42 protein-coding genes are annotated in these 25,386 nt (G+C 28.8%); 36 read left to right on the top strand and 6 right to left on the bottom strand.

The genetic code is table 11. The annotated features are described in order from the left end of the window. Positions 1-43 precede the first annotated feature (43 nt). The 3 genes from NNC19_RS07470 (at position 44) to NNC19_RS07460 (ending at position 2,160) form a co-directional block, all read left to right on the top strand. A complete protein-coding gene (locus NNC19_RS07470) occupies positions 44-199 on the top strand; it encodes a hypothetical protein (protein WP_310938005.1) in 156 nt (51 codons plus the stop codon). Positions 200-423: 224 nt separating this feature from the next. Next, on the top strand, positions 424-972 hold the full coding sequence (locus NNC19_RS07465) for a sigma-70 family RNA polymerase sigma factor (RefSeq protein ID WP_310938004.1): 549 nt from the start codon (positions 424-426) through the stop codon (positions 970-972). Between the two features lie 9 nt (positions 973-981). After that, positions 982-2,160, top strand: a complete 1,179-nt coding sequence (locus NNC19_RS07460) for a DUF4179 domain-containing protein (protein WP_310938003.1) — start codon at positions 982-984, stop codon at positions 2,158-2,160. A gap of 115 nt (positions 2,161-2,275) precedes the next feature. Here the strand turns inward: NNC19_RS07460 and NNC19_RS07455 are convergent, their stop codons facing one another. Beyond that, positions 2,276-3,307 (bottom strand): DUF3053 family protein, encoded by a 1,032-nt coding sequence (locus NNC19_RS07455; RefSeq protein ID WP_310938002.1) that lies wholly within the window; start codon positions 3,305-3,307, stop codon positions 2,276-2,278. A gap of 235 nt (positions 3,308-3,542) precedes the next feature. Between NNC19_RS07455 and NNC19_RS07450 the strand changes: the two genes are divergently transcribed. Beyond that, the gene (locus tag NNC19_RS07450; protein ID WP_310938001.1) at positions 3,543-4,388 is read left to right on the top strand and encodes an NADAR family protein; all 846 of its coding nucleotides are present in this window, start codon (positions 3,543-3,545) and stop codon (positions 4,386-4,388) included. A 136-nt stretch (positions 4,389-4,524) separates the two neighbouring features. Here the strand turns inward: NNC19_RS07450 and NNC19_RS07445 are convergent, their stop codons facing one another. The 5 genes from NNC19_RS07445 to NNC19_RS07425 all read right to left on the bottom strand — a co-directional run bounded on the left by NNC19_RS07445 (position 4,525) and on the right by NNC19_RS07425 (position 7,475). Continuing rightward, positions 4,525-4,755 (bottom strand): DUF3892 domain-containing protein, encoded by a 231-nt coding sequence (locus NNC19_RS07445; protein ID WP_310938000.1) that lies wholly within the window; start codon positions 4,753-4,755, stop codon positions 4,525-4,527. A 170-nt stretch (positions 4,756-4,925) separates the two neighbouring features. Further along, positions 4,926-5,249 (bottom strand): helix-turn-helix domain-containing protein, encoded by a 324-nt coding sequence (locus tag NNC19_RS07440; RefSeq protein ID WP_310937999.1) that lies wholly within the window; start codon positions 5,247-5,249, stop codon positions 4,926-4,928. 240 nt (positions 5,250-5,489) lie between these two features. Further along, positions 5,490-6,572, bottom strand: coding sequence for a site-specific integrase (locus NNC19_RS07435; RefSeq protein WP_310937998.1), 1,083 nt, complete (start codon positions 6,570-6,572; stop codon positions 5,490-5,492). A 28-nt stretch (positions 6,573-6,600) separates the two neighbouring features. After that, positions 6,601-7,053, bottom strand: a complete 453-nt coding sequence (locus tag NNC19_RS07430; protein WP_310937997.1) for an ImmA/IrrE family metallo-endopeptidase — start codon at positions 7,051-7,053, stop codon at positions 6,601-6,603. An 11-nt stretch (positions 7,054-7,064) separates the two neighbouring features. After that, the gene (locus NNC19_RS07425; protein ID WP_310937996.1) at positions 7,065-7,475 is read right to left on the bottom strand and encodes a helix-turn-helix transcriptional regulator; all 411 of its coding nucleotides are present in this window, start codon (positions 7,473-7,475) and stop codon (positions 7,065-7,067) included. A 240-nt stretch (positions 7,476-7,715) separates the two neighbouring features. Here NNC19_RS07425 and NNC19_RS07420 point away from each other — a divergent pair, with 240 nt between their 5' ends. From NNC19_RS07420 to NNC19_RS07265, 32 genes are all read left to right on the top strand, one after another. Further along, positions 7,716-7,922, top strand: a complete 207-nt coding sequence (locus NNC19_RS07420; RefSeq protein WP_310937995.1) for a helix-turn-helix transcriptional regulator — start codon at positions 7,716-7,718, stop codon at positions 7,920-7,922. A 123-nt stretch (positions 7,923-8,045) separates the two neighbouring features. Continuing rightward, complete coding sequence (locus tag NNC19_RS07415) at positions 8,046-8,198, top strand: DUF6906 family protein (protein ID WP_310937994.1); 153 nt, start codon at positions 8,046-8,048, stop codon at positions 8,196-8,198. 94 nt (positions 8,199-8,292) lie between these two features. Next, a complete protein-coding gene (locus tag NNC19_RS07410; protein WP_310937993.1) occupies positions 8,293-8,853 on the top strand; it encodes a hypothetical protein in 561 nt (186 codons plus the stop codon). A 133-nt stretch (positions 8,854-8,986) separates the two neighbouring features. Further along, complete coding sequence (locus NNC19_RS07405) at positions 8,987-9,583, top strand: HD domain-containing protein (protein ID WP_310937992.1); 597 nt, start codon at positions 8,987-8,989, stop codon at positions 9,581-9,583. Positions 9,584-9,585: 2 nt separating this feature from the next. Beyond that, on the top strand, positions 9,586-9,852 hold the full coding sequence (locus NNC19_RS07400; protein ID WP_310937991.1) for a hypothetical protein: 267 nt from the start codon (positions 9,586-9,588) through the stop codon (positions 9,850-9,852). Positions 9,853-9,863: 11 nt separating this feature from the next. Next, on the top strand, positions 9,864-10,115 hold the full coding sequence (locus tag NNC19_RS07395; RefSeq protein WP_310937990.1) for a hypothetical protein: 252 nt from the start codon (positions 9,864-9,866) through the stop codon (positions 10,113-10,115). After that, positions 10,115-10,432 (top strand): hypothetical protein, encoded by a 318-nt coding sequence (locus tag NNC19_RS07390; protein ID WP_310937989.1) that lies wholly within the window; start codon positions 10,115-10,117, stop codon positions 10,430-10,432. Before NNC19_RS07395 ends, NNC19_RS07390 begins: the two co-directional genes overlap by 1 nt. Positions 10,433-10,446: 14 nt before the next feature. Next, positions 10,447-10,713: a hypothetical protein gene (locus NNC19_RS07385; protein ID WP_310937988.1), complete on the top strand. Its 267-nt coding sequence runs from the start codon at positions 10,447-10,449 to the stop codon at positions 10,711-10,713. Beyond that, positions 10,713-11,354, top strand: coding sequence for an AAA family ATPase (locus tag NNC19_RS07380; RefSeq protein ID WP_310937987.1), 642 nt, complete (start codon positions 10,713-10,715; stop codon positions 11,352-11,354). Before NNC19_RS07385 ends, NNC19_RS07380 begins: the two co-directional genes overlap by 1 nt. 9 nt (positions 11,355-11,363) lie before the next feature. Further along, positions 11,364-11,639, top strand: coding sequence for a hypothetical protein (locus NNC19_RS07375; protein WP_310937986.1), 276 nt, complete (start codon positions 11,364-11,366; stop codon positions 11,637-11,639). Positions 11,640-11,672: 33 nt separating this feature from the next. Next, a complete protein-coding gene (locus tag NNC19_RS07370; RefSeq protein WP_310937985.1) occupies positions 11,673-12,005 on the top strand; it encodes a hypothetical protein in 333 nt (110 codons plus the stop codon). 2 nt (positions 12,006-12,007) lie between these two features. Beyond that, positions 12,008-12,583: a hypothetical protein gene (locus NNC19_RS07365; protein ID WP_310937984.1), complete on the top strand. Its 576-nt coding sequence runs from the start codon at positions 12,008-12,010 to the stop codon at positions 12,581-12,583. A gap of 15 nt (positions 12,584-12,598) precedes the next feature. Then, positions 12,599-12,808 (top strand): hypothetical protein, encoded by a 210-nt coding sequence (locus NNC19_RS07360; protein ID WP_310937983.1) that lies wholly within the window; start codon positions 12,599-12,601, stop codon positions 12,806-12,808. Positions 12,809-12,914: 106 nt separating this feature from the next. Then, complete coding sequence (locus tag NNC19_RS07355) at positions 12,915-13,079, top strand: hypothetical protein (RefSeq protein ID WP_310937982.1); 165 nt, start codon at positions 12,915-12,917, stop codon at positions 13,077-13,079. A 2-nt stretch (positions 13,080-13,081) separates the two neighbouring features. Further along, positions 13,082-13,705 (top strand): ERCC4 domain-containing protein, encoded by a 624-nt coding sequence (locus NNC19_RS07350; RefSeq protein ID WP_310937981.1) that lies wholly within the window; start codon positions 13,082-13,084, stop codon positions 13,703-13,705. Beyond that, positions 13,706-14,188, top strand: coding sequence for a hypothetical protein (locus NNC19_RS07345; protein ID WP_310937980.1), 483 nt, complete (start codon positions 13,706-13,708; stop codon positions 14,186-14,188). Beyond that, a complete protein-coding gene (locus tag NNC19_RS07340; protein ID WP_310937979.1) occupies positions 14,181-14,444 on the top strand; it encodes a hypothetical protein in 264 nt (87 codons plus the stop codon). The genes NNC19_RS07345 and NNC19_RS07340 overlap by 8 nt, the downstream gene beginning before the upstream one ends. Next, positions 14,444-14,920, top strand: coding sequence for a DUF5651 domain-containing protein (locus NNC19_RS07335; RefSeq protein ID WP_310937978.1), 477 nt, complete (start codon positions 14,444-14,446; stop codon positions 14,918-14,920). The genes NNC19_RS07340 and NNC19_RS07335 overlap by 1 nt, the downstream gene beginning before the upstream one ends. Continuing rightward, positions 14,921-15,148, top strand: a complete 228-nt coding sequence (locus NNC19_RS07330; RefSeq protein WP_310937977.1) for a hypothetical protein — start codon at positions 14,921-14,923, stop codon at positions 15,146-15,148. Positions 15,149-15,162: 14 nt separating this feature from the next. Next, complete coding sequence (locus NNC19_RS07325; protein ID WP_310937976.1) at positions 15,163-17,769, top strand: CHC2 zinc finger domain-containing protein; 2,607 nt, start codon at positions 15,163-15,165, stop codon at positions 17,767-17,769. Between the two features lie 98 nt (positions 17,770-17,867). Then, positions 17,868-18,257 carry a hypothetical protein gene (locus tag NNC19_RS07320; protein WP_310937975.1) on the top strand — a complete coding sequence of 130 codons (390 nt, stop codon included), beginning with the start codon at positions 17,868-17,870 and terminating at the stop codon, positions 18,255-18,257. Next, entirely contained in the window at positions 18,247-18,510 is a 264-nt protein-coding gene (locus NNC19_RS07315) for a hypothetical protein (protein WP_310937974.1), read from the top strand. The genes NNC19_RS07320 and NNC19_RS07315 overlap by 11 nt, the downstream gene beginning before the upstream one ends. 307 nt (positions 18,511-18,817) lie before the next feature. Next, complete coding sequence (locus NNC19_RS07310) at positions 18,818-18,973, top strand: hypothetical protein (RefSeq protein ID WP_310937973.1); 156 nt, start codon at positions 18,818-18,820, stop codon at positions 18,971-18,973. 6 nt (positions 18,974-18,979) lie between these two features. After that, entirely contained in the window at positions 18,980-19,420 is a 441-nt protein-coding gene (locus tag NNC19_RS07305; RefSeq protein WP_310937972.1) for an RNA polymerase subunit sigma, read from the top strand. 137 nt (positions 19,421-19,557) lie between these two features. Continuing rightward, the gene (locus tag NNC19_RS07300; RefSeq protein ID WP_310937971.1) at positions 19,558-19,791 is read left to right on the top strand and encodes a hypothetical protein; all 234 of its coding nucleotides are present in this window, start codon (positions 19,558-19,560) and stop codon (positions 19,789-19,791) included. A 6-nt stretch (positions 19,792-19,797) separates the two neighbouring features. Then, positions 19,798-20,196, top strand: coding sequence for a terminase small subunit (locus tag NNC19_RS07295; RefSeq protein WP_310937970.1), 399 nt, complete (start codon positions 19,798-19,800; stop codon positions 20,194-20,196). Between the two features lie 340 nt (positions 20,197-20,536). Further along, on the top strand, positions 20,537-21,058 hold the full coding sequence (locus NNC19_RS07290) for a hypothetical protein (protein WP_310937969.1): 522 nt from the start codon (positions 20,537-20,539) through the stop codon (positions 21,056-21,058). 79 nt (positions 21,059-21,137) lie between these two features. Continuing rightward, positions 21,138-22,403: a PBSX family phage terminase large subunit gene (locus NNC19_RS07285; protein WP_310937968.1), complete on the top strand. Its 1,266-nt coding sequence runs from the start codon at positions 21,138-21,140 to the stop codon at positions 22,401-22,403. Between the two features lie 11 nt (positions 22,404-22,414). Then, a complete protein-coding gene (locus NNC19_RS07280) occupies positions 22,415-23,779 on the top strand; it encodes a phage portal protein (protein ID WP_310937967.1) in 1,365 nt (454 codons plus the stop codon). Continuing rightward, positions 23,769-24,656: a minor capsid protein gene (locus NNC19_RS07275; protein ID WP_310937966.1), complete on the top strand. Its 888-nt coding sequence runs from the start codon at positions 23,769-23,771 to the stop codon at positions 24,654-24,656. Before NNC19_RS07280 ends, NNC19_RS07275 begins: the two co-directional genes overlap by 11 nt. A gap of 46 nt (positions 24,657-24,702) precedes the next feature. Then, complete coding sequence (locus NNC19_RS07270) at positions 24,703-25,068, top strand: ABC transporter ATPase (RefSeq protein WP_310937965.1); 366 nt, start codon at positions 24,703-24,705, stop codon at positions 25,066-25,068. After that, positions 25,068-25,310 carry a hypothetical protein gene (locus tag NNC19_RS07265; RefSeq protein ID WP_310937964.1) on the top strand — a complete coding sequence of 81 codons (243 nt, stop codon included), beginning with the start codon at positions 25,068-25,070 and terminating at the stop codon, positions 25,308-25,310. Before NNC19_RS07270 ends, NNC19_RS07265 begins: the two co-directional genes overlap by 1 nt. Positions 25,311-25,386: the final 76 nt, after the last annotated feature.

Below are 25,386 nucleotides of genomic sequence, written 5' to 3'. Positions count from 1 at the left end.
GGTTATTAACTGTTCGTAAGTCAGGGACTTTCTCATTGTTTTTGTGCTACTTTATAAAATTTACTTTAATCAGGAGATATTAAAATTATTAGTTATAGCACAACTTGGACCAGAAGTGAGGAGTATTTTTGTAACAGTAACAAAGTCTGGATGTTTAGAAAGTGATAGAAGAGAATGTTATTATAATGCAGAAGAATAAACTTAATATATGTATATAGAATTGATAAATGATCCCCGCGAAAGTTCAGTATAAATTTTCGTGGGGTTTTTTAATGTGGAAGAAAATATGTTTATATATTAACTAAATGGAAGTTTTATAATTTTTTATGGAAATTAATGAATTAGAGTGAGAAATAAGAAATATGTTTCGTAGTATTATATGAAGAAGTCAAATTATATTTGCAAATATAATAAGGAGGAGTCATGAAAATAGATGAACAGAATTTTATAAAATGTCTTAAAAAAAGAAATGAAGATGCTTTAAGGTATGTAATTAAAGAATATGGATGGCTTGTGAAAATTATAGTTTCAAAACAATTATATAATTTACAACATATTCAGGAAGAGTGTATTAACGATATATTCTTGAGCATATGGGAAAACATAGACAAGTTTGATGCAAAGAGGGGCACATTCAAGAACTGGGTTATAGGCGTTTCAAAATATAGAAGTATTGATTATAAAAGAAAGTATATCAAAGATTTAAATAATACTGAGTATGATTCCTTAGAGATAGGAATTCCAGATAATTCCGATATAAGAATAATAGAAGAAGAGGCTCAAAAAGATATTGAAAGTTTATTAAGCTGTTTGAATGAGAAGGATCGTGATATTTTTATAAAGCATTTTATGCAGGATATGAATGCATCAGAGATTGCAACAAAGCTTGGAGTAACGGCGAATATTATATATAACAGAATATATAGAGGGAAAAAGAAGATTAGAGAAGCAAAGGGGTTTGTTATTAAATAGGAGGTAAATATGAAAAAAGATATATATGATTTGCTAAATAACGGGAATTTTAATGAAGAAGAATATGAGAATAAAGGCAATGAAGAGTTTAATGATTTTGACATAAAAAGGGTTGAAGGGTATATAAAGAAAAAATCAAATGGAAGAAAGAGAAATAATAAAATTAAGGTTGTTGCAGTAGCTGCTGCTTGTGTATTTATGATAGGTATATGTAGCTCAGGTGTTGGAACGAAAGTATTAGCTAGTGTTAGTAATATGATAAGAAAGATTGATCCAAATAAAAATTATAAGTCAGATTATGTTGTTGAACTTGGTGAGTCTTATAGTAAAGATGGTGTTGAGATAAAGCTTGATGAGTGTTATCGTAGTGGGGGAAAATTAAGATTAGTATATACAATGAATTTTGAAAAAGGAGTTCCTGAATCTATAAAGGCAAAAGAGAGATTAAGAACAACTCTAGAACCAGAGAAGGGCCATAGTTATGAATATGTAGATTATGAGAATGATGGTATTGTGGAAAGTAATGAAGTCAGTGTTAATGACTGGAATGTTAATGATAAAGCACATAACATTAAAATTGAAGGAAATACTTTTCAAGTAATTGGAGAAGTATGGGATTGCCAGTCAAAGGATATTGAAATAGGTGAAAAATCTATTAAAAAGGAATTGGTTTTTACAGTAGTAGATTCTATAAAGGATGATTTAAATATAAAAATAAAATATGAGAACATAGTGGATAATTCAGGTGAGAAAATTGAAGGGCCATGGGAAATTAACTATAAAGTAAGTGCAGAACCTGAAGTAAATGATATAAAGAAAACTAATTTAGATAAGGATTATGGACGTAAATTTCAAAATGGATTTACAGTATCTATTAATAGTTATGCAAATACTAATACAGGGATTAAGATTTATGGGAAAATGATCGATGAAAATAAGAACGGTTTTGTAGTGCGTTTACAGGGAATAGACAATTTAGGTAATGAAATATTAATGTATCCGAAAGGAGCTCCAAATAATATGAATGATAAAGATTCAATAGAATTTACTTTATATGATGGACAGACTGGTAATAGACAATCTTTAAAGGAAGGGGTAACAAGTTTGAAGCTTAGGCTATATGCTGATAAAACATTTGAAGATGAGTTTGAACCAGCAGGAGATGAGTTTACTGTAAATATCCAATAAGTTTTTAGAAGTATAATTTTTTAGAATCAATTATTAATAAAACAACTCAAAACTGAAAAATAAAGGTCCTTATTGTTGAAGTTATATCAACAATAAGGACTATTTTAGTTAAAAGTTATTTTTGGATATTTAATTCAGCAACCTTAAGGTCTAGGTTTTCTTTCATAGTATTTTGTATTTCAGTTTCTTTTTGTGCAAGATTTTCAATCTCTTCAATATAACTATTATATTTATTTAGAGTAGCATTAGTTTTAAATAACATTTGATTGTTTTGTATAGTATAATTTCCTTGCATAGTAATCATGAAATCTAATAAGTTAGTAAACTTAGAAAAAACATCCCTTTCAATTGAAAAAAACATGCCTAGAGTATTACGGGTTTCAAGCTGTGAATTTTTAAAACCATCTAGAAAACTGCTTTTAAATGCGTTTGGTAATTCAAGGTCTGAAACATCAGTCTGAAAGTTTATCATAAGATCACTATAGTCAATTTCATATTTATCATAGATTTTTGAAAGGTTTTCTATTTTTTTCTTTGCATCATTAATTTTATCAGTACTACTAAAAGTATCCATTGAAAGTATATTATCAATGTTCATAGAAGAGATATCTTTAGATATATTAGTTGAGAATTCCATAGATTTTGTTCTGTAATCTTTAAGTAAATCTAAAACTGGGGTTAACTTTCCAAATTCTGATTTATTATAAGTTTCTTCACTAATATCTTTTCCAGCAGATATATCATTACAAATACTAATTAACTTATCTCTAGCATTAATTGTTTTTGATAAATCATTAAAGTTTATTACAGTTAATGAAAAAGAACCTATAAGATAAATTATAGAAAATATTAAAAGAATTCCTTTTTTCTTAAATACTCGAGTTGATAATGAAAATAAGATTACTATAATGATTAGATTAATGACAATATTTTTCCAATCATAATAATTTATAAAATTTGATAGACTAATTCTAGATTCTTGGATGAAATGAATAAATGAATTAAGAAATGACGCTAGGAAACCAAGTATAAAGAATACAATAGAAAGTATGAATAAAACACCTTTTTTCTTTTTATTTTTATCCATGTTAAAATTCATATCTTCATTTTCATAAAAATCAATTTTGTTGTAGTTAAAGTTTGACAATTAAGCATTCCCCCTTTTCGATGAGTATTATAACATTTATTTCTATAATATACAATAAGTATGATATATGAGTTGTTGTGATATATAAGATGTTAAATTGCTTGTAGATGATCTTTATAATATAGAAATGAATTTAATTAAGCTGTTATAGAATAGTTATTATGATACAATTACAAATAGAAAAATTAAAAAAAGTATAAATTTTATAAAAAACTAATGAAAAAGGAGATAAATAATGAAAGATATTTATAGTATAAATAATCCAATGGCGCCACTATGGATAAAGTATCCACAAATAAATAGATATAGTCTAGGTTGGAGAATGGGGTTTGGGGAAAGTTATGTTGTGAAATTTGGGGAATGGTATGAATCTTTAAATAATGAGGAAAAGAAAGAATATAAAGAAATGTTTCCAGAACCCAAAGGATGGCTTGGTTGGTATGAAGAGGTTTTTGATAGGGATATTTATGATGAAGATGTACTTTTGTGGGATAAAGATAGAAATATGAAATATTCACTTGAAAATGTACAAGCTGATTTCAAAAAGAGTAAAAAAAATAAATTTTTATTTTTTTGGGGGCATCAGCTGTCAAGGGATGGAAGCATTACAAAAACAGCACTAAGTCAATGGTGGAAATCTGATTTTGTAGTTGATATAGACACGTATTCATGTATGGAACAGTATATGATGGCAGAAAAAGCAAGGCTTTTTGGAGATGAAGAAATTTTAGAAAAGATAATGAATAGTAAATATCCAAAACAAATTAAGGAGCTAGGAAGAAAAATTAAAAATTTTGATGAAGAAATATGGACAAAAAATAAGTATTCTATAATCCTTAATGGGAATTATGCTAAGTTTACTCAAAATGAAGATTTAAGAGAGTTTCTAATAGGAACAAAGAATAGAATTTTAGTAGAAGCAAGTCCATATGATAAGGTTTGGGGAATTGGAATGTCTTCTGATGACATAAACATTGAAAATCCTTTAACTTGGAAAGGATTAAACCTATTAGGATTTGCTTTAATGGAAGTTAGAGATGAGATTATTAAGGTTTATGAAAATTATAATAAATTGAAATAAAAATCAAAATAATGATTAGTAAAGGAAGAGTATAACAATATATTTCAAATAAATAGGGAAGAACTCAAGAAAGTTCAATAAATGTTGTGTTTCTTGAGTTCTTATATTTAGTATTAATTAAATTTTTAAATATAATTTAGAAACTTGGTTTATTATCTAAATTATCACTTTCATCTCCATTAGGGTTACTCCTTAAATATTCTCTACCATTTCTTGATTTTCCAACATTAACTCCATCTATTAAGTGATCTTTTACCATCATTATTGCTTGATCTATTGGATATATATTACCATTTTCAAGCATTATATCAGTTATGTCTCCTTGAGTATTTTTTTTTACTTTTGTTATCTTTGATTTATCACTCATACAAACACCTCATCTTTAATTTTGTAATAGTAATTTTTTATAGTATTTGTAGTAATATTATTTATTATTCTTGATATAGAAAATTAGGTTAAGTTGTGAAGAATATTATACTATAACAGTAGTATATGAAAAGTTAGTAATTATATTGAGATGACATTAAAGAATATTTTCTAAACATCTTTTTGTTTAATTCCCCAACAACACATTGAATCTAATACAGGCATTAGTGATTTGCCCCTTTCAGATAAAAAATATTCTACTTTTGGAGGAACTTGGGGATATTCTTTACGTATAACAATCCCATCACTCTCTAATTCTTTTAATTGAGCACTTAGCATTTTGTGAGTTATGCCTGGGATATTTCGTTTTAATTCATTAAATCTTAGCAGATGTGAATGTGCTAATTGATATAATATTCTCATTTTCCATTTGCCTCCAATTATGCTTAAGGTATATTCAAATGGTGTCTGATTAATTGCATTTTGTATATTCATAATTGTACTCTCCTGATATGAAGTAACCACTAAAAAGAAAATACTCATTTTGGGTTTTAAATTTATTATAATGAAAATTTTATAAAAAATCTACATTATATGCTATTCCTATTTAAGTTATGAAATTAAAAAATAGTACTTACCAATTGGTAAGTATATTACTAAAAAGTGTTTATTAAAATAAGAAATGGCTTAGATACAAGCATATTAAGGTAGGCGTCAAATGAAACGGCAAAAAAATTAAAAAATTTTAGAAATCTTATTGCTTGCATTTTTCATCATGTCATCAGTAACATGAGAATATATTTTTAATGTCATTTCTACAGAATGACCCAGGATCTTAGCAGCAGTTTTAAAGTCTATTCCATTAGATATTAGCAAAGTTGCATAAGTATGTCTTAATTCATGTATAGATATTCCAGCTAGTTTGTTTAGCAAAGGATTTAAATATTTATCTATACTAGATTTAGAAAATGGAACAATACGATTATCTATAGAGATAACATTGTTCTTTTTATATTGTTTTAGAAATTTTAAAATATTATTATTAATAGGTACTTTTCTATTTGAATTTTTACTTTTTAATTTTCCAAAGTTACTTATGCTATTTTTTGAAACTTTCCATTGTTTATTAACTTCAATTACCATGTTTTTTTCATCTATGTTATCCCATGTTAATCCCAATATTTCACCACATCGTAATCCACATTTACCAGCTATATAAGCCACTATGTAAAATTTACTTTCTTTTAGTTCAATATTGTTTAATAAATTATTTAATTCAGATTTGCTTAAAGCTTTTCTTTCTGTAATAGTTGCATCTTTGGGAAACTTTATATTTAAATCTATATTAAATGATACATTATAATTTTCTTTGTAATATTCAAAAATCCGTCTAATTCTCATCAAATGATTTTTTATAGTTGTAGTTTTTAAATTTTCTTCAAGCATTTTATCAACACACTTGATTATATCAGCTTTTTTTATATTTATAATTTCCATATCATCTATAAGTTTAAATCTAGATACGCTACTTTTGTAACATTTTATAGTGTTATGTTCTACATATAATTTTGAGTGTTCTATAAATGCATTAGCAACTTTTTCGAAAGTTATAGAATCATAATCTTCACTAATTGCATTAATTTCATTTTCTAATTGTAATTTTATTTCTTTTAAAGCTCCACTTATAAATGGTTTAGCTTCTTTTTGAGTTTTAAACCCTTGTTTAGATTTTTGCTTCCATTTTCCATCATTAGTTTTATAGCTTATTATAGTTTGAATGCCTTTGTTCTTTTTCCTGTAAGTAATATTATATTCCATAGTTTATTATTCCTTTCTCAAATGTATATTAATATAACTTTCTATTTTCTTTAAATCTAAATTCGACAAGTTCAGTCGGCACCATGTAATGACAAGCTAGTTGATTAATAGAGTAGCCTTGCATATACAAAACATCTATACTTGAAAAATCTATAAGTAATTCAGCAGCAAATAAGTTGGCTTCATATTCTTTTTTTAATTTATTTGTATTTAAAGTATTAACAAAAAAACATGATGATCTAGGATGTAAAATTGCATGACCTAGCTCATGAGCCAAAACAAATCTTTGCTGATGTTCATTTAAATTAGAGTTTAAAAATATTGTTTTTGTTTTATTTATATATTTATACATTCCCCATATTTTACCTAGCGGTTCGATTATTAATTCTATATCTTTGTCTTGTTTAACTATCTCAAAAGGATTATTGGTCCCATGATTTATCTTTAGTTCATTAACTTCCTTTTTGATGTAGTTATTCAATATATCCCCACCTATTTTTTGTATTTTTTTGGTGTGTACTTCTCTTTATTTCTAATTTTTATCTGTTCTAAGGCTATTTTCATTGCAGATTCAACTAAGTCTAAATCACCTTCGGTAAGTTCTTGACCGTTATAAAAAGCAGTTCCATCATTACCATTTCTAAATTCATCCATAAGTATTTTTAAATCTTTTGTTATAGATTTTTTATCATTTATATTCAATCCTGTTTCATCATCAGTCAATAAATAATCAACCGTTACATTGAAGAAATCAGCAATTTTAATTAATGTTTTTTTTCCAGCACTTCGTTTATTACTTTCTATCATGCCTAATGTAGATTGTGCAATACCAATTTTATTACATAGCTGCTCTTGTGTTAGATTCATGCTTTGTCTTAAGTTTTTAATTTTATCACCTAACATAATAATTTCACCTCAATGACAATTTTATCACTAAATGAGATAAAATCAATAGTAATTTTGCGATATTTTGAAAAAAAATAAGCATGAGGAAGATAATCTTTCCAAATATCCTGAAATGTGATATTATAGAAGTTTTAAATTATCGCATTTTAGGATAATATAAAACCATGCTAAGTCAAATAAATCACCTAACAACATCTTTTTAGCACAAGATAATAAATTCATCGGAGAGGAGAAATTATGAAGATAACACCAATAAGATTAAGAAGAATAAACGCAGGATTTGAAAGTGACCAAGCTATAGAGGCACTTGGAATAAGCCAAAGTACATTTTATAAATTAGAAAGAGGATGGAGGAGTCCTTCTGCAAAACTAATAAAAAGGCTTGCAGATACTTACAAATGTAGTACAGATGAAATATTTAGAGATTTAAAAATAACTGGGTAGAGCAGTATGAACAAGCTTAACATAATAATTTAATGGTCAAGTCCTAGTAAATATCATATCCCACTAGGAGCTAAGGGAATGTAATGGAACGAGGAAATAAAAAAATAAGGAGGCATGGGACTAATGAAAAATCCAAAGAAATTAAGGAGGAGACATAAAGAATTTTTATCTACACAAGGCATAATGCATAAAGATTATTTATTTATTAGTGAAGATGCAACTAATTATAAGTTTTTTAATAGAAAGACTGAAAAGATAGTTGATATTAGAAGATAGGAGGATAAAAAATGAGTAGCTTTATAATTTGCTGTAAAACAAAAGATTTAAAGAAAGAGTTGGACAAGATCATAAATAAAAGGAGGTAAAAATAGTGGTTTATGAATTTTATATTACACCAGAAGAGTATGAAATAGCTAAATCTAATGGAATACAAAAGAAAACTCTTGAGATGAGAGTATGGAATCTTGCATGGGATAAACAAAGGGCTATAACTGAAAAAGTTAAACCTCATAAATCATTAAAACATTGGATTGAATTAGCTGAAAGTAATGGAATATGTGAAGGAACTTTTCTTACTAGAATAAGGAAACTTAAATGGTCTGAAGAAAAAGCTGCTACAACTAAAGTCATAGATAATACTGAACTTCTTTTGAGACTAGCTGAAAAAGGAAGAAAATATCCAAAGGAAATTATAGAATTAGCAAAATCAAATGGAATTCCTTACAATACATTTCAATCAAGAGTTGTAAGACAAAAGATGGACTTTTTATCAGCAGCAACAATTCCATTAAGAACTAGATCAGAAGTAAGTGCTATGGGTAGAGTAGCATATAAAAAATATCATAGACACAGCTTTAACTGTTTTGTAAATAAAAAGATGTATAAAAAAGTTACCCAGGTACCGACCAAAGCAACCGAGGTAACATTATAAAATATTCAATTAGATTATAGAAGATTAGGAGGGAAAAAGCAAATGGAAACTGGTTATGTTTTTGAGATAAATGTTGTTGATGGGGAAATGATAATTGATTTTGAATATGAAGTGTCAGAGGGGGAAGAAGTTAATGAGTAATCAAGAATTAGCTGCAAAGCTAAATGAAAAAATTAAGATTAATAAAAGTAAATTTGAAGAGTTAATGTTTTCAACTCATGTTGCAGGCATGGATAAGTTGCTAAATCACTTAGAAGCTAGAGGATTTTATAGAAGTCCTTGTAGTGGTGGACATCACTTAAGCATAGAAGGTGGACTTTTAGAGCATAGTCTTAATGTTATAGATGTGGCCCTTAGATTAGCTGATACCTTGGGGTATGAATACAAAGAAAGTGTAATCTTAGCTGCAGGACTTCACGATATAGGCAAGATAGGACAGTTTGGAAAAGAGGGTTACTTACCTAATTATTTAAAGAGTGGACAAGTTAGTTCTGCAAAGCCATATATGATTAATCCAAGTCTTATGAATGTACCACACGAAATAAGAAGCATTCAAATTGCAAGTGAATATATAGAACTTGATGAAGATGAAAATTTTGCAATACTTTATCACAATGGGTTATACGGACCATTAAAGTATGAAATTACAGGTAAAGAAATACCTCTTTATATGATTATACATTGGGCTGATATGTGGGCCAGTAGAGTAATTGAGAAGGAGGATAAGTAATCATGAATATTAGTGGATGGGCATTCAAAGAGAATGAAGAAAAATTAAGAGATGAAAGATATGCAAGATACAAGGAACTAAATAGAGAGGGTATTGAAATAGAAACAGTTAATACTGGATATGCTCAAAAAACTTATAAAGGAAAAATCATAGATAAAGAATTAAGTGGACTAGATATATTGCTTATTTGTGATTCAGGGAATACTTGTTTTGGTGGAGTGGTTTCAATAGAAAATGGTAATTTTACAGCAATAGTTTATACAGATTAAGAGGTGAGCTTATGGCAACTGCAAATAGTGTTAAGGAAGCAATAGAAAGTATAAGTAATGAACTTGATTTGCTCAGGTCAGAAATTTTCATATTTCGAGAAAATGGGAAATTTGATGATTTAAAACTTACAAAGCAAATATCAAACATTGATGGAGCTGTGGAAGAAGCTAAAAGTGAAATTGATGATTTAGCTTTAGAAATAGACCAGATTCAGAATACAATACAAGAACTAGATTCCAGGATTAAAGAGGTGAATATTTAATGAGTAACGTCCAATGCCTTATAAATTTCAAAGGTAAGAAAGTAGAACCAGTAGTAACACATCACAATGACGAAGTTACAATTGCTTTCTATCAAGAAGAGAATTTAATATTACAAGTTACAGCTGATTCATTTGACTTAAGTAATTTACCTGATGCACTTTTAAAAAATTTACATGAAAAGACTACTGATGAATGGGAAAATGAAAGTTTAGCTTTATCATTTGAAAATCAAGAGCTTAAGGATCAATTAGAAAACTATGAAGAAAAGGCGCAAGCATTAGTAGATAAATATAGATTTGCTTCAGAGCCATTTTAAGGAGGGAAAAGAAATTGAGTAAATTAGTAGGCGTGGTTGAAAAACCTCAATTTGATACAGAAATACTTAAACCTGGAAAAGCAATTCATATAAAGCGATTTGCTATATCAGATGGATATAAAACTCAAGATGTAGATGGATTAATTGGAAGAGCTAATCCATTAGCATTAACATTTTATTATTACAACACAAATGATTATGAGATTAACCAAAAAGAAATATCAATAGATTCAGTAACTAATGGAGAATATGAAATTACTGTGCTGAAGGAGGAAAACTAATGAGTAAACTAATCGGAATTATGGGAGAGAGTGGAGCAGGAAAGACAACAAGTCTTAGAACACTAGACCCAAAGACAACTTATATTATAGATGCAGACAAGAAAGGCCTTAGTTGGAAAGGTTGGAAACAACAATATAGTGTAGAAAATAAAAATTATATTGCAGCTGATGATCCTTTAACAATAAGGGGAATTTGCAAAAATATCAATGATAAAGCAGCACATGTAAAAACTGTAGTAATTGATACCCTTAATGGTGCAATGGTAGCTGATGAAATGAGAAGAAGTAAAGAAAAGGGATATGACAAGTGGATGGATTTAGCAGCTTGTGTATGGAATGTAGTTGATGATGCACTTACCTATAGGGATGATTTAACATTTATATTTATTTGTCACAGTCAAACGGATATGAATGAAAATGGATATATGTGGACTAGGATTAAGACGTCAGGAAAGAAGTTGGACAAGATTGTTTTAGAAAGTAAATTTAATACTGTTCTGTTGGCTAAATGTGTTGATGGAAAACACATATTTGAAACACAAAGCAATTTTAGTACAGCTAAGAGTCCACTAGGAGCATTTGAAAACATGGAAATAGATAATAACATGGCTGATGTTTTAAAAGCCTTGGAAGAGTTTTAGGAGGTTAAAATGGACAAATATAAGATTGAAAAATTAATGGAGCAACGAGGTTTTACTTTATGGGCTACATTGGGAGGAAAGAATTATCAATTCTTATCAAAAGACCATTCAAAACCAATAATTAATTGTTTGATATATCCTGAAACAAAAGAATTTGAATTCAAATATTTAATTGAATTTGACATAGTTCAGCTAATCTTACCAAAATGTTCGCCATATGACAATGAGAAACATTTTGCCAATATGTTAAATAGATTCATGAAACAAGTTGATAAATTACAATAAAAAACTTCAAAAGTGAAAGTGAGGATAAAAATCATGGAGCAACAAATAAGTAAAGAAAGAGCAACCGAAATAATAGGTTGCATCTTAGAAAAGAGAGAGGAAGCTAAGAACATTAAAGCTTATATAACAGGAGCAAAAGAAGAACTTGAAACATTTTTAAATCAAAATGATTTAACTGAATATGAGTGCGAAAAAGGTACTGTAAAGATAGCTGATTCAATGCGTGAAGGACTTGTAAAAGAAAGTGTTGAAAGTGCAGTAACAAAAGTTAATGCAAAAGAAATAGATCATATAGACATGAAAGATTTGTACAAAGAAATTGATGTACATTCTATAAGTATTAAAGCTAAGAAGGGAGAATTTTAATTATGGATATGCCAAAGAATTATAACAACGTACAAGCATTTGAGGGGTTTACACCACTAGAACTTGGAGGACACATTTGTGTTATTAAGAAAGTAGAAGAAGCTAAGGCGAAAAACTCAGGTAAGGATATGCTTAGAATCTACTTAGATACTGATAGAACTGATAATCAACCAGGATATTATGGTGATAGATTCAAGAGCGACACTAGAGAAAATAAGAAATGGGGCTGTATAGTTTATCAAATGGTATTGGATGCTAATGGTGATACTAATAGAGGGTTTAAGACCTTCATAGAGAGCGTAGAAAAGTCCAACAATGGATTTAAGGTTCAATGGGGAGATAACTTCTGTACAAGCCTTACAGGTAAGCTAATAGGTGGAGTATTCGGAAGAGAAGAGTATTTAAATACTTATGGAGAAAGTAAATTTACTACTAAGTGCTTCAATTTCAGAACTGTTGAAGATATTAAAAATGGTGTAGATATTCCAAAGGATAGATTATTAAATCCTAGTGGAAATAGTAGTAATGGAGCTTTTGACGATATTACTCCAGTAGATGACGGGGACATGCCTTTCTAAAAGGGTGGTGAGTATATGAAACATAAAAAAGTTAGTGAAGAAGAAATAAGTAAGATTATAGAAACAAGGAAACCATTAGGTACTTTTTACACTATAGAAAATGATTTTTATGTGGCAGTAGATAATTTAACGGGTGATGCATGGACAGAAGATTTTACTAATAAGAAAGATTGTTTAAATTATTTAGATGAAAGTGGACAATGCCAAACGTGGTCAAATTGTTAAAGGATAACTAAGTATTCAAAAAAAACACAGAGAAATAGGAGCTAATAACGCCATTGTTATAACCTCCTTTTCTCATATGAATATCAAGTGAGAAGGAGCTGAGATTATGAAATGTTTAAATGAAAATTGTAAGTTAAACAAAAACAAAGAATGTGATAATCCAGTTGTTTTAAGTGGCCAGGCACCATGCTATGGCAAAAATAAAGTGCAAAAAAAAGAAAAAATCTTGTATGGCAGCACAGCAATACTATTCGCCGATAGGAGTAGGTAATTATGAGATACAAATTTACAGATAAAGAGCTTAAAAAAGCTTTAGATAACATGGTAGTAATTGTAGATAGTAGAGAACAGGAAAACAAGCATATATTAGATTATTTTGATTCTAAAGGAATTTCATATAAAAGGCTAAAAAATGACTTTGGTGATTATACATGTATGATTCCAAAAGGAACACTAGATATGTTTACAGCTGATATTTACTTTGATAGGGATATTGCTATAGAAAGGAAAGCACATATAGATGAAATTGCAGGAAATCTAAAAGATGATGCAGCAAGATTAAAAAAAGAATTGGCTCATATGAATATGCATGATATTAGATATTTCTTTTTTGTAGAAGATCCTAAGTATCATGAAAATTTGAGACATGGAAATTATAGAAGTCAATATGATCCATTTACTTTGATGCAAAGAATAAAAAAAGGAATTGAAGCTGAATATAACACAGTTATAGTTCCAGTAGATAAAAAATGCATGGGGAGCGAGATATATTATACTTTGCAAGCTTTTGTATATGCATTGTTCAAGCATAAAGGATTTATACTAGAAGATTCAGAGAGTGAAGATGTTGCAACTATGATTGCTAAGGATATTTTATATGGAAGTGAGGAAAGTTAAATGAGTAAAAAGTTAAATATAATTGATGCAATGAAAATGCCAGTAGGGACAATATTTGAGGTTTTTGATGAAGATGGTAATAAGGATATTTACAACGTTAAAGTTATTGAGGTATTTGGAAAGAAGGATAGTAAAAAATTAGTAGTAGACAATAGGGCATATATTGAAATTGTTGTAAGTGATTTTATATCTAATGCAACATTTATACCTATTCAACAGCCAGCAAGCTTTATGGAAGTGGTTGAGAGTGGCAAGAAGTGTAGGGTTGAACATGAATTAGTAAAAGATATGTTGTTAGATACTGATTATGATGATGCAGATTGCTATATCAAAAATGCATTAAAAACTATTAAAAACGGCAGTTATTTGATGTTAGAAGATATGCTGTTAGTTATAGCAAGATTTAGTGGTGTAAATGAGATACAAGATATTATCAAGAATGGTAAATGGTATATAGAAAGTGAGGACAAAGAAAGTGAATAAAGATACTGAGGTTGTTATTTGTAAAAAGGCTATTAATACTTTTGGCCAAGCTATGCAAAAAGTTGTAGTTATGGAAGAGTGTTCAGAACTTATTCAAGCTGTTTCTAAATCCATTAGGGGAGAAAATCACAATGTTGAGGAAGAAATTGCAGACGTTGAAATCATGTGTACTCAATTAAGACTTATGTATAATAATTCAAAAATTGATGAAATAAAGCAAGCCAAACTTGAAAGACTAAAAGGAGTGGTTTGGTAATGAAAGATTATTTAAATACAGAAGAAAGAAAGCAAGTAATATCAGCTTTACATCTTATGACTGATGCAATGATGCTAGTAGATGGAAATACTTTAAACAAGGATGAAAAAGCTAATTTAAAGCGAGGATTTACATTTATTAAGAAGTCAATAGAAAGTATAAAGGATAGATTAAATCCTAGCGCATTAAAGGCATTACAAAAAGATTCTTTGAGATCAAGAATATATTTAGATATTTATAATGCAACTGAAGAGTATGCAAAGAAAAAGGAGTCAGATTGTGAAGCTTCATATGAAGAAAATAAAGATTATTTTAAATTAGTAGAATTAATACTTTTTTATAATTGCCAAAATTGTATTAAGAAATGTACTAGCTGCGCAATATACCATGAGTTTGAAGAACGATGTATCCCAGAATTTTCAGGCGAGGAGGATATGGGTAATTGTAAATATGCCTATAGGAGTAAGGTGGACTAAATGCAAGCAGCAGATGAAATAACTAGACTAAAAGAAAAATACAATCATTTTTTAGAAAGAAATAAAAAAGCTGAAGAATATTTTAAGTATCATACAGTAGAAGAGTGTCTAAAATATCTAAATTTATTCAATGAAGTTACGCAACAACTTAGTAAACTCATGATTGAAATTAAAGCAGCTATAGGCAGAGAAATGACACAAGATGAAATATTAAACGGATTTGATTAACAGGGGGTGAAAGATTGAAAGAACTACAAGATATTGATTTAAAAGAACTAATAGAAGTGGAGACTTTAGAAGTTTTTAATAGAGAAAATAAAATACATTCTCCTTTTTCTAGTAAAGATAAAACACCTTCTTTTAGCGTTTATTATGACAGTAATGCCAATAAGATGAAGTTTAAGGACTTTTCAAGCGGTGAGCAAGGTGATGCAATAGACTTTATTATGAAGTTTAAGAACATGGACCATAAAGCGGCTAGGGAGTATTTAGGACTAGATGTAGAAAAGACAGCAATAGAAATTGAAGAAGATAAAATAAAAAACTTTGTCAAATGGCAACTTGAAAATAACAAAAAAGGGTTCAAGCCTTTAGGCATATTTACTTTTGTAGATAAAAACAATGAACCTTTATATTACAAAGTAAAGTTTATTAAATCTGATGGTAAAAAAGAAACTCCTTATTATCATATAGAAAACGGACAAGTGATAAATAAAAGGGGAGCAGATGAGATTCCATACAATTTATATAACGTGATTCAAGGAATCAACTCCAATAAGGCTATAGTCATTGTAGAAGGCGAGAAAGATGCTAATACTATTAATTCTATATTTAAAAATAGGGACTATATATCAACGTCTATAAAGGGCTGTAAGGACTTAGAAATATTTAAGAATAATGATGTGAGAATCTTAGTTATAGGTGATACAGGGCAAGCAGGCAAGAAATATGTGGACCATATTAAATATGAATTAAAACCAACAGCTAAGGAATTTAGAATTGTAAATTTACCTGGACTTAAGCATTTAGGTGATAATAAAGATATTACAGACTGGATAGAAAGTGGACATGATAAAAATGATTTACTAAATGCCTTTAAGAGAAGTTTAGATCTAAAAAGTAAATCTGAATTGCAGCAAGATTCTACTGGAATTTATAGAACTGTTATTACTGGAAAAGATGATAATATAAGCGAGAAAAAAGTCCAATTTGCTGATTTTCAACTTTTAGAAGCCAGTAGACTGATACTTGTTGATGAAGAAAGAGAAGGTATAAAACTAACTTTTAAGAGCAAAACAGGAAAAGTAATTGAAAAGATAGGTAGATCAGGAATATTTGATGATATAAAGTCATTTAGAAATTTTTTAGGTACCATAGATTTAAATTTCAAAGGTAGTAAGACAGAGAATGTTGTAGATCTTGGAGCATGGATTAATGAATATTGGGCCATAGAAAATGAGGAAATTTATAAAGGAGTTAAATTCTTGCCAGTAGAAGATAAATTACACTTACTAACTCCAGTAGGTTCAATTTCAAAAGATGGAATTAATCCTTTTAAAAAATCTGATAAATCTAATGATATAAATATTATTGATAAAGATGAAATAAGCAAGGAAGAGTTAGAAGAGTTGTGGAATCACATATTTAGATTTATAGGTCCTGACAAATCGCTTACTATTATTGGAACAATAATCAATAACTTAGCAGTACATCAAGCAAAAGAAAACAAAGTTAAGTTACATCATCTTTTGATGGTTGGAGAAAGTGGAAGTGGAAAAAGTACAATCTTAGCTAATGTAATAGCACCTATACTTAATTATCCTATAAAAGACATAAAATCTATTGGATTAATCACACCGTTTGCCTTTACCAATGACCTCAGTATCGGAAATTATTCAGCCTTATATGATGAATTTAAACCAAGTTCACTAGACAGATTTAAAATACAGAAAATCAGCGAAACACTAAGGAACCTATATGATAGAACAACAGTTGTAAGAGGGGATAAATCCTTCAAAACTAGAGAATTTCAGTTTAGTCGTCCAATAGTAATTGCTGGAGAAGAAAGCTATCCCAACTCAGAAAAGGCGCTTGTCGAAAGAAGTGCAATTGTATATCTTTCAAAAAATGAGAGAACTGAGAGCAGCTCAGATGCTATGAAATGGATTATTGACCATGAAGATATATTAAATAAGTTTGGAAGAAGTCTAATAGACATAGTTTTAAATATGACAGTAGAAGAATATAAGTCCATTAGAGAAAAAGTAGGACAATCATTTTCAGGATTAAACAACAGACCACTTACAACAGCAATTAATATAGCTAGTGGAATTGAAATATTTAATGTGTTACTTGAACAAAAAGGACTAGGAAATAAAAAACTTATTGGATATGAAAAATTAATTCAAGCCAATATAAAAGATGAAATTTTGGATGGTGGAGAAGATACAAAGTCAATAATAGAACAAATGATAGTTCTTTATAACAACATGATTGAAGATGGAAGAGCTCATGGATTTGAAAATGTAGTTATGGAGAGAAAAGAAGGATTATTTATAAGAACAACTGAAATGATAAATCAGATTCATATGTTTGTAAAAACTGTAGGATCCGCAGAACTTATTCCACTAAAAGCAAAGGATTTTAAGAAACAGGCAACAAAGGCTGGTTATTTAATAAAAGCATCTGCAAAACAAATAAAGCTAGATGGTGTAAATAAGAAATTTGATGAATATAGCAAAGATAAAATGCAAGAATTGAAAGTTTATGCAATTGTAGAGCCTGAATTGGAAGAAGCAATATTAACGGATGCAGAGAAAAAAGTAATTGATGGGGTATTCAACAAATGAGTGATAATGTAATTTGCATGATATGTCTTACTGTTATGACATGTGTTTATTGGATATGTGAAACAATATCAAGCAAGAAAAAATAAGGAGGAAGAATAATGGAATATATAACAGCAGAGCAATTTTTAGAACAGAACGAAAGAATCCAAAGAATATTTAAAGAGTATTTTGATAGAGAAGAAATGTTATATACATGGAACGAAATTATATATTATGGAACATTTAAAGATGAATTAGATTTTACACCAAATCCAACAGAAGGGCAACTTAGGAAGTTCATAGAGGATAAGATCAAAGGAATTGTAAAAGTGATTCAATGGAATCCTCTTAGAGATAATAAATATGGATATACCATCTATGTACTAGCAAAAGATAGACATGAAATTTTAGTTGAATTTGGATATGAAAAGCTAGAGGCTAATTTATTACAAGTCTATTGGAAAGTAGCTTTAGAAATAGCAAAGGAGAGTGTTAAAAGTGAAAATTAACATAGGAGATTATTTAATAGAAACAGACAACTTACAATTCATAGTAAGAGAAAAGAAAGTTACTGGAAATGATGAATCTGTAAAAGAGGAAAACAGAGGAAAGGAAAGATGGGTTCCAATAGGATATTTTACAACTTTTGGGGGCGCTTTGAGCCACTTGCCCCAGCAAGCAATAAAGGACAATGATGAAATAGCAATCATTAAAGAAAAGCTAGAGCAAATAGATAAGGACATTAAGGCATTAAAAAATTAAAAGGTAACCAAATTCAAAAAAAGTTACCTTTTGGTTACCTTTTGGTTACCTATTCAAACACGCATGGTTAAGCCGTTTATTTATATAAAGTAACTAAGTAACTAAATATTAAATATATATTATATATATATAGTATATATATTTATATATAAATATAAAAAGTTAGGCGTATAGTTTTTAAAATTTGGTTACCTTTTTGTAAAATAGTCTGTAAGCGTTAGTATAACTAAGTTAGAGAGGTAACTAAATTAATAAAAAAATGGTTACCTTTTTGGTTACCTTTTAAATTGTCTGGGAGGATTTGTATATGAGTATTAATTTTAAAGAAGTTTATTCTGATAGAATTTTAGAAATAAATAGACAGATTAGAATAGCAGTTAAAAATAAAAAGTGGACAGAAGTAGCAAAACTTAAATCAGAAAAAGCAGAATTAGAACTTAAGATAAATAAAATGGAGGGCTAGGAATGAATGAACAACAATATTAATTACTATAAAATAGTTGAAGGTATGCTATACAACTATAAAAGTACACAAGCTGAAATTAAGAATATAGATTTAGAAATTGAAGAATTAGAAAATGATTATGTAAGTTGTGGATCAATTGGTTATGAAGAGAAATCAGCATCAACTAATAAATTTAATTCAGCAGTAGAAAATGTACTTACCAATAAAGAAGGTAGAATACCATATTTGAAAAGAGAAAAGAGAAGAAAAGAAATACAAGTTGAGAAAGTTAATAATATGTTATCTGTATTAACTGAGAAGGAAAGAATAATAATAGAACTTAGATATTTTAAAAGGCTACAATTTGAGGATATAGCTGACATAGTAGAAAGAAATGATATATACTTAATATCTTTAAGAAAGAAGATAATTGAGGACAAGTTAGTACCTCTAATAAAAAGATAATTAAAATATAAGAAAAGACTTACATTTATCTTATTGTTTATATTAGTTAATAAGCTATATACTAGTATCATAGAAATAAATCAAAAGGCACTTACATTAAGTTGTGGGTGTCTTTTAGTTTTAGGAGGATAGCTAATATGATTAAGAGTATAGTAATTCATAATATTAAATTAAAGTTGCTTAGAATGAGAACATTAATTGCTCGAATAAAACTTAAAATATTAAAATATGTACCAATGCCAATTAAATTAAAGGATAAACTAAAAAGCAATATACAAATAACAGTATTTAAAATAACTAAAGATACATACACACTTAACGTATTTAGCTTAGAAGAATTAAAAAGAATATGGAGTGGAAAGGAGGTGTAAAATATTATGGGAATAGCTAATAAAGGTGGTAGACCATTAAAGTTTAAAAGTCCTGAAGAACTACAAGAAAAGATAGATGCTTATTATGTATGGGCCAAAGATAATGGTAAGCATATAACTATTACAGGATTAGCATGGTATTTAGATACTAATAGGCTAACATTGTTAAGGTATGAAGAAGATGATTGTGAACTATTAAAGAGTGTTGATGATACTGTGAAGTCCGAGTTTCGTAACACTATAAAGAGAGCCAAGGCTAGAATCGAAATGGAGAGCGAAGAGAGGCTTTATAAGAAGGATAGTGTAGTTGGTAGCATATTTACTATGAAGAACAACTATGGCTATGTAGACAAACAAGAACAGGTAATAGAGAGTAAGACCATTGATGTAACTCTAGAGGATTAAAGTTAAAGTGGCCTAAATTTGTTTAGTTCTTGTAAACTTTAGACTACTTTTTATTGATTTCGTGTAGGTCAACGCGAAATGTTAAGGCTAGTCGTTAATAAGAATGGCTATATTACTGCACTTATAGGATATACATTATGTCTATTTCGCTAAATGTAGACTTCGCGAAATAAATCCAACGCGAAATCTTGAGGGGGTATACTTCTAAATTTCGTTTCAGATTTGGGGACGTGGTTAATAAAAATATTTTTTCAAAACAAAGGGCGATTTTTTATTAATGTAAATAAAGGAATACTACTCTTTCTGTAGAATGTTGTATTTTATGAAAGGAGTGTTGTTAATGAGTAACGAAAATGAATGGGCAAATAATATAGGAAAAATGATTAATACTGACATTATAAAAAATATTGATCCTGCTCAAAATTCAATTAATTTTATGGGTGGTTTTAATAGAGGGGGCATAGATTTTGATAAAGTTTCTCAGGATATAGCAAAGAACAATAGAGAAAAAAGAGAGAGAGAAATTTTAAATACAGAGTTGAATAAAAGAAATACAGAAATAAATGAAGAAAGATTAATGTTAGATCATTTTAAAGTTTTCCTTTTGCAAAGTGTAAATAGAGATCAAAAAGAAGTGCTTGAAAAGATAGATTCACTAATTGATACAATTGAATTAGGAGGCAAAGTTACAGAAGCTAATTTAGCAATTATTGAAAAAGAATTATCAGATATAAAACAAGCTGCTGGTAATTTAAATGAAAATTTCATAAAGTTAATACAAAAGAAAATGATAGAAATGGGAGTAGAAGCTGCCATAAAATACTTTTTTGTTGGAATTAAAATGTTGTTTTTAATTCCATAAAGTAGTTATATAACTATCATAGTGCAATTTGAATTTAATGGAGAACTCTAGAAATAGAGTTCTTTTTATTTGAAAGGAGGTGGATAATATCTCAACAAAAATTAAAATAAGCAAAAAAATATTTAATGAGGTTTATCTACCTCAGCTTGAAAATTATAAGGCTCGTTTTAATGTTTATTATGGTGGAGCTGGTTCTGGAAAATCAGTATTTGTATTTCAAAAAATGATTTATAAGTATTTAAAATTTGAAAATAGAAGGTGTTTAGTTACTAGAAAAGTTAGCAACACTTTAAAAGATTCTGTTTTTGCTTTATGTAAATCTATATTGTCCAGTTGGGGAATGTATGAAGATTGCAAAATTAATAAAACAGATTTAACAATTGAGTTACCAAATGGTAGCTCTTTTTTATTTAAAGGGCTTGATGATCCAGAGCGTATAAAGTCTATTGCTGATATTGATGATATTGTAGTGGAAGAAGCGAGTGAAATCGATGAATTTACATTTGATCAATTATGTTTAAGACTTAGAAGTAAAAAATTATATAACCAGGTACATGTAATGTTTAACCCAGTAAGTAAAGAAAATTGGGTTTATAAAAGATGGTTTAAGGATGGCTATAACAAGTCTAATACAATGGTTCTTAAGACAACCTATAAGGATAATAAGTTCTTGCCGCAGGATTATATTGATAACTTACTGGAAATGAAAAAGACTAATCCAGTTTATTATAGGATTTATGCTTTAGGTGAATTTGCAACACTTTCTAAGTTGATTTATACAAACTGGAGAGAAGAATTGTTTGACTATAGGGAAATATTAAGAACTGTAAAAGGTAGTAAGGCTATTTTTAATCTTGACTTTGGTTTCACCAATGACCCGACAGCATTTGGCTGCGAGGTGCTGGACCAGCTCAACAAGCGAATATGGTGCTTTGATGAATTTCAAGAAAAAGGACTTCTTAATGATGAAATTGCAAAGAAAGTTATAGAAATGGGATATAGAAAAGAGGTCATAACTTGTGATAGTGCTGAACCTAAGAGCATAGAGGAATTAAGAAGAAATGGACTTGATAGAGTTAGAGCAGCAGTAAAAGGAAAAGATTCTATTCTTAATGGAATTAATATATTGCAGCAATATGAAATTATAGTTCATCCTAAGTGTGTTTGGTTAAAAGAGGAATTGAAAAATTATTGCTGGATCAAGGATAGAAGTGGCGAGTATATTAATAGGCCAATAGATAAGTATAACCATGGTTTGGATTCGCTTAGATATGGAATTACTACAGAAATAGGCAGTAAAAGAACTATTTTAAAAATTGCAACACTTAGTGATTTATATAGATAGGAGGTGCTAAGGTGGATATTGAGGAATTAGAGTTAATACAAAGATGTTATTCTGATTATATAACTAAAAGAACACACTATGAAGAAATTAATAGATATTACTATGGTAATACTGATACTCTAGCAAGCTTTACACCAATGGCAGGTAGAAGTAATTTAATATGCAATACAAATTTTGTACAAAAGTTAGTCGATGAAGAAGCTCAATATTCTTTTGGTAATGATATTACTTATACTGCTAAAGATGATAACGCAGAAGTTGTTAAGGATATTAATTATGTTTTAAGTAATAATGTTGAGGATCATGACATTAATCTTGGAATTGAATTAATAAAATATGGACTAGCTTATGAAATTAGTTATTTAGATAAAAATTTGAAGTTTAAAAATAAAATAGTAAATCCGCTTAATGGATATATGTACATTGTGGATGATGAACCAATTTATTTCTTGCATACATATAAAAAACAATTGGATGAAAAAGAGTATATTGATGTTTATACAAATAAGTTTATTTATCATTTTGATTCTACATGGACAGAAATTTCAGCAGCTACAACACATTATTTTGGGATTGTTCCAGTAGGATTTGGTGTTGTTGGAGGTAAAAAATATAGTATAGATAGGGGATATGTTGAGGGTGATAAAACTATCTATAGGACTATAAAAACTCTTCAAGATGCTTTTGAAACTAATCTGTCTGACATGACAAGCGAAATTTCTGATACTAGAAACGCTATTATGAAAATGTTTGGAATAGAGTTAGAAAGTGAAACTGATAAGGATGGAAAGGTTATTGTTGATAAAGATGGAAAACCCGTTAAAAGACAACCTGTAATAAAAGATAATTGTGTCTTATTGTTTGGTGATAAAAAAGAACAGGATGCAGAATGGTTAATTAAAAATATCAATGATACTTTTATAAAAAATACCAGAGATGAATTAAAGGGCCTTATTTATACATTAACATCACATTTAGATACTAATGAGAAGTTGCAAAGTAATCTTAGCGGCGTAGCTTTAAGAAGTAGACTCCAAAATCTTGAAGCAAAGTGTAAGATGAATGAAAAGGCTATGAAAAATATTATAAAAATTAGGCTGACATGCTTATTTAAGTATTTATATTTAACAGCCAGTAAGAGTTATGATGTTAATTTAGTTAAGTCTGAATTTACTCCTAATGTTCCAGTTGATGAAACTTCAATAGCTCAAATGATTACGCAAATACCTCATGAAGTTGTTTCAAATGAAACTAAAAGAAGTTGGCTCCCAAGGGTTGAAAATGTAATAGCTGAAGGTGAAAAAATCAAGAAAGAAGAAAAAGAATCTATGGATGATGTTAATTTGGATAAAGTAGGTGCAGTTAATGAAAATTAGTAAAGAGCAGCAATTTTTTATTGATAAAAGTCTATATTTTGCTAAGGTTTTATATGAAAAAGGGGACCAGGAGTTGATAAAACTCTTACAGGCTCAAAAAATAAGCAGGGATAGAATACTTCAAGAGATTGCTAATATAATTTTAAGATACGAAGTTGCTGACACTAATTTGAACATGCCTAACACCTCCATAGACAAGGAGTACAAGAAACTAGGCATAATTATTCAAGAGATTTTACAAAAGGAATATGGAGCCGAGAAAGGCAATGTACAAGACTTGTTAATTAACATTGGACAAGATAAATATTATTCAAGTTCTTATTTATTAGGTTTAGGTGCTGGTTATGAATTACAAAAAGTTAGAAGTAAACAGATTAATAAAATTGTTAATAAAGCCATCAAGGGTAAAAATTACTCTGATAGAATTTATGACAATAAAAATGATGTTGCAAAGCAGCTAAAAAAAGAACTTAAAGACTTTCTTAAAGGCAATACTAATGTAAATGAGATTGAAAGCATAATAAAGCATAGATTTAATGTTGATGCGTCTTTTACTTCTCGGCTTGTAAATAATGAAGTTGCAAGGGTTCAAAATCAAGTCAATGAACAGTTTTTTGAGGACCATAATGGACAAAATGTTTTGTATTCAGCTACTTTGGATGATAAAACTTGTGAAGAGTGTGCAAGTTATGATGATAAGACATTTAAAGCTGATGAAGATAGGCCAGAATTGCCACTTCATATAGGGTGTAGATGTTGCTATATATTGTTGCCTAATGCTGATTATAGGCCAAATACAAGGCTTGATAATAATACTAAAGAAAATATTGATTATACATCGTATTCAGAATGGAAGAATGAAAAATTAGAGGATTAAAGTCTTAGTAATAAGGCTTATTTTTATTTAAGGAGGAATTTAAGTTATGGAAAAATTATCAACAATTCAAAAAAGAGAAAAGTTAAATGATGTTTATAAAATAGGTGAAGAAGGTCCAGGAGGTGCGTATCATGAATATTTAATAGTTTCCGATAAAGGATTAATGCAGCCTATAGAAACTAAAATTAAACTTCAAGAAGGTCCAAGAAATGAAGAAGGCAGCCAACATGGAGTAATTGATACCGACTTATTGGAAATAGTAAGGGATAGATTAAAAAGTTTTCAAGCTGGACCATTTTCAAGCAGAGAAAATGCAGTCGCATTAACTCACATAGAAGAAGCTTTAATGTGGATGAATAGAAGAGTTGAGGACAGAATTGAAAGAAATGTACTTGGAAGGAATGAAAAGTAGTGGAATATAGAAAGAAACCAGTAGTAATTGAAGCTATACAATGGAAGGGTTATAATTTTAGAGAAGTTGATGATTTTATAATAGTAGAACATGAAACTTTTGTTGCACAAGGATATATAAATATTCCAACTTTAGAGGGGGTTATGCAAGCTAATTTAAATGATTATATCATAAAAGGTGTAAATGGTGAATTTTATCCTTGTAAGCCTGACATATTTGAGAAAACATATGAAAGAGTTTAATTAAGTCTTAGGAAACTAAGGCTTTTTATTATGTCCGAAATGACCATAAACTACTAAAATATTAATACTTTAAGGG

It is taken from the genome of Clostridium sp. SHJSY1 (genome assembly GCF_031626875.1).
Lineage (GTDB): Bacteria > Bacillota > Clostridia > Clostridiales > Clostridiaceae > Clostridium.
The sequence above is the reverse complement of the archived record's forward strand: the minus strand, read 5'-3'. Positions and strand labels throughout refer to the sequence as shown.

Bases quoted from the DNA above. Each gene is read 5' to 3' on its own strand.
- NNC19_RS07435 (WP_310937998.1), bottom strand. From the start codon at position 6,572: ATGGAATATAATATTACTTACAGGAAAAAGAACAAAGGCATTCAAACT.
- NNC19_RS07270 (WP_310937965.1), top strand. From the start codon at position 24,703: ATGGAAAAATTATCAACAATTCAAAAAAGAGAAAAGTTAAATGATGTT.
- NNC19_RS07310 (WP_310937973.1), top strand. From the start codon at position 18,818: ATGAGTATTAATTTTAAAGAAGTTTATTCTGATAGAATTTTAGAAATA.
- NNC19_RS07390 (WP_310937989.1), top strand. From the start codon at position 10,115: ATGAGTAACGTCCAATGCCTTATAAATTTCAAAGGTAAGAAAGTAGAA.
- NNC19_RS07445 (WP_310938000.1), bottom strand. From the start codon at position 4,755: ATGAGTGATAAATCAAAGATAACAAAAGTAAAAAAAAATACTCAAGGA.
- NNC19_RS07375 (WP_310937986.1), top strand. From the start codon at position 11,364: ATGGACAAATATAAGATTGAAAAATTAATGGAGCAACGAGGTTTTACT.
- NNC19_RS07330 (WP_310937977.1), top strand. From the start codon at position 14,921: ATGCAAGCAGCAGATGAAATAACTAGACTAAAAGAAAAATACAATCAT.
- NNC19_RS07400 (WP_310937991.1), top strand. From the start codon at position 9,586: ATGAATATTAGTGGATGGGCATTCAAAGAGAATGAAGAAAAATTAAGA.
- NNC19_RS07335 (WP_310937978.1), top strand. From the start codon at position 14,444: ATGAAAGATTATTTAAATACAGAAGAAAGAAAGCAAGTAATATCAGCT.
- NNC19_RS07380 (WP_310937987.1), top strand. From the start codon at position 10,713: ATGAGTAAACTAATCGGAATTATGGGAGAGAGTGGAGCAGGAAAGACA.
- NNC19_RS07300 (WP_310937971.1), top strand. From the start codon at position 19,558: ATGATTAAGAGTATAGTAATTCATAATATTAAATTAAAGTTGCTTAGA.
- NNC19_RS07295 (WP_310937970.1), top strand. From the start codon at position 19,798: ATGGGAATAGCTAATAAAGGTGGTAGACCATTAAAGTTTAAAAGTCCT.
- NNC19_RS07275 (WP_310937966.1), top strand. From the start codon at position 23,769: ATGAAAATTAGTAAAGAGCAGCAATTTTTTATTGATAAAAGTCTATAT.
- NNC19_RS07320 (WP_310937975.1), top strand. From the start codon at position 17,868: ATGGAATATATAACAGCAGAGCAATTTTTAGAACAGAACGAAAGAATC.
- NNC19_RS07395 (WP_310937990.1), top strand. From the start codon at position 9,864: ATGGCAACTGCAAATAGTGTTAAGGAAGCAATAGAAAGTATAAGTAAT.
- NNC19_RS07365 (WP_310937984.1), top strand. From the start codon at position 12,008: ATGGATATGCCAAAGAATTATAACAACGTACAAGCATTTGAGGGGTTT.
- NNC19_RS07405 (WP_310937992.1), top strand. From the start codon at position 8,987: ATGAGTAATCAAGAATTAGCTGCAAAGCTAAATGAAAAAATTAAGATT.
- NNC19_RS07450 (WP_310938001.1), top strand. From the start codon at position 3,543: ATGAAAGATATTTATAGTATAAATAATCCAATGGCGCCACTATGGATA.
- NNC19_RS07465 (WP_310938004.1), top strand. From the start codon at position 424: ATGAAAATAGATGAACAGAATTTTATAAAATGTCTTAAAAAAAGAAAT.
- NNC19_RS07290 (WP_310937969.1), top strand. From the start codon at position 20,537: ATGAGTAACGAAAATGAATGGGCAAATAATATAGGAAAAATGATTAAT.
- NNC19_RS07420 (WP_310937995.1), top strand. From the start codon at position 7,716: ATGAAGATAACACCAATAAGATTAAGAAGAATAAACGCAGGATTTGAA.
- NNC19_RS07345 (WP_310937980.1), top strand. From the start codon at position 13,706: ATGAGTAAAAAGTTAAATATAATTGATGCAATGAAAATGCCAGTAGGG.
- NNC19_RS07440 (WP_310937999.1), bottom strand. From the start codon at position 5,249: ATGAATATACAAAATGCAATTAATCAGACACCATTTGAATATACCTTA.
- NNC19_RS07360 (WP_310937983.1), top strand. From the start codon at position 12,599: ATGAAACATAAAAAAGTTAGTGAAGAAGAAATAAGTAAGATTATAGAA.
- NNC19_RS07305 (WP_310937972.1), top strand. From the start codon at position 18,980: ATGAACAACAATATTAATTACTATAAAATAGTTGAAGGTATGCTATAC.
- NNC19_RS07460 (WP_310938003.1), top strand. From the start codon at position 982: ATGAAAAAAGATATATATGATTTGCTAAATAACGGGAATTTTAATGAA.
- NNC19_RS07425 (WP_310937996.1), bottom strand. From the start codon at position 7,475: ATGTTAGGTGATAAAATTAAAAACTTAAGACAAAGCATGAATCTAACA.
- NNC19_RS07415 (WP_310937994.1), top strand. From the start codon at position 8,046: ATGAAAAATCCAAAGAAATTAAGGAGGAGACATAAAGAATTTTTATCT.
- NNC19_RS07350 (WP_310937981.1), top strand. From the start codon at position 13,082: ATGAGATACAAATTTACAGATAAAGAGCTTAAAAAAGCTTTAGATAAC.
- NNC19_RS07355 (WP_310937982.1), top strand. From the start codon at position 12,915: ATGAAATGTTTAAATGAAAATTGTAAGTTAAACAAAAACAAAGAATGT.
- NNC19_RS07370 (WP_310937985.1), top strand. From the start codon at position 11,673: ATGGAGCAACAAATAAGTAAAGAAAGAGCAACCGAAATAATAGGTTGC.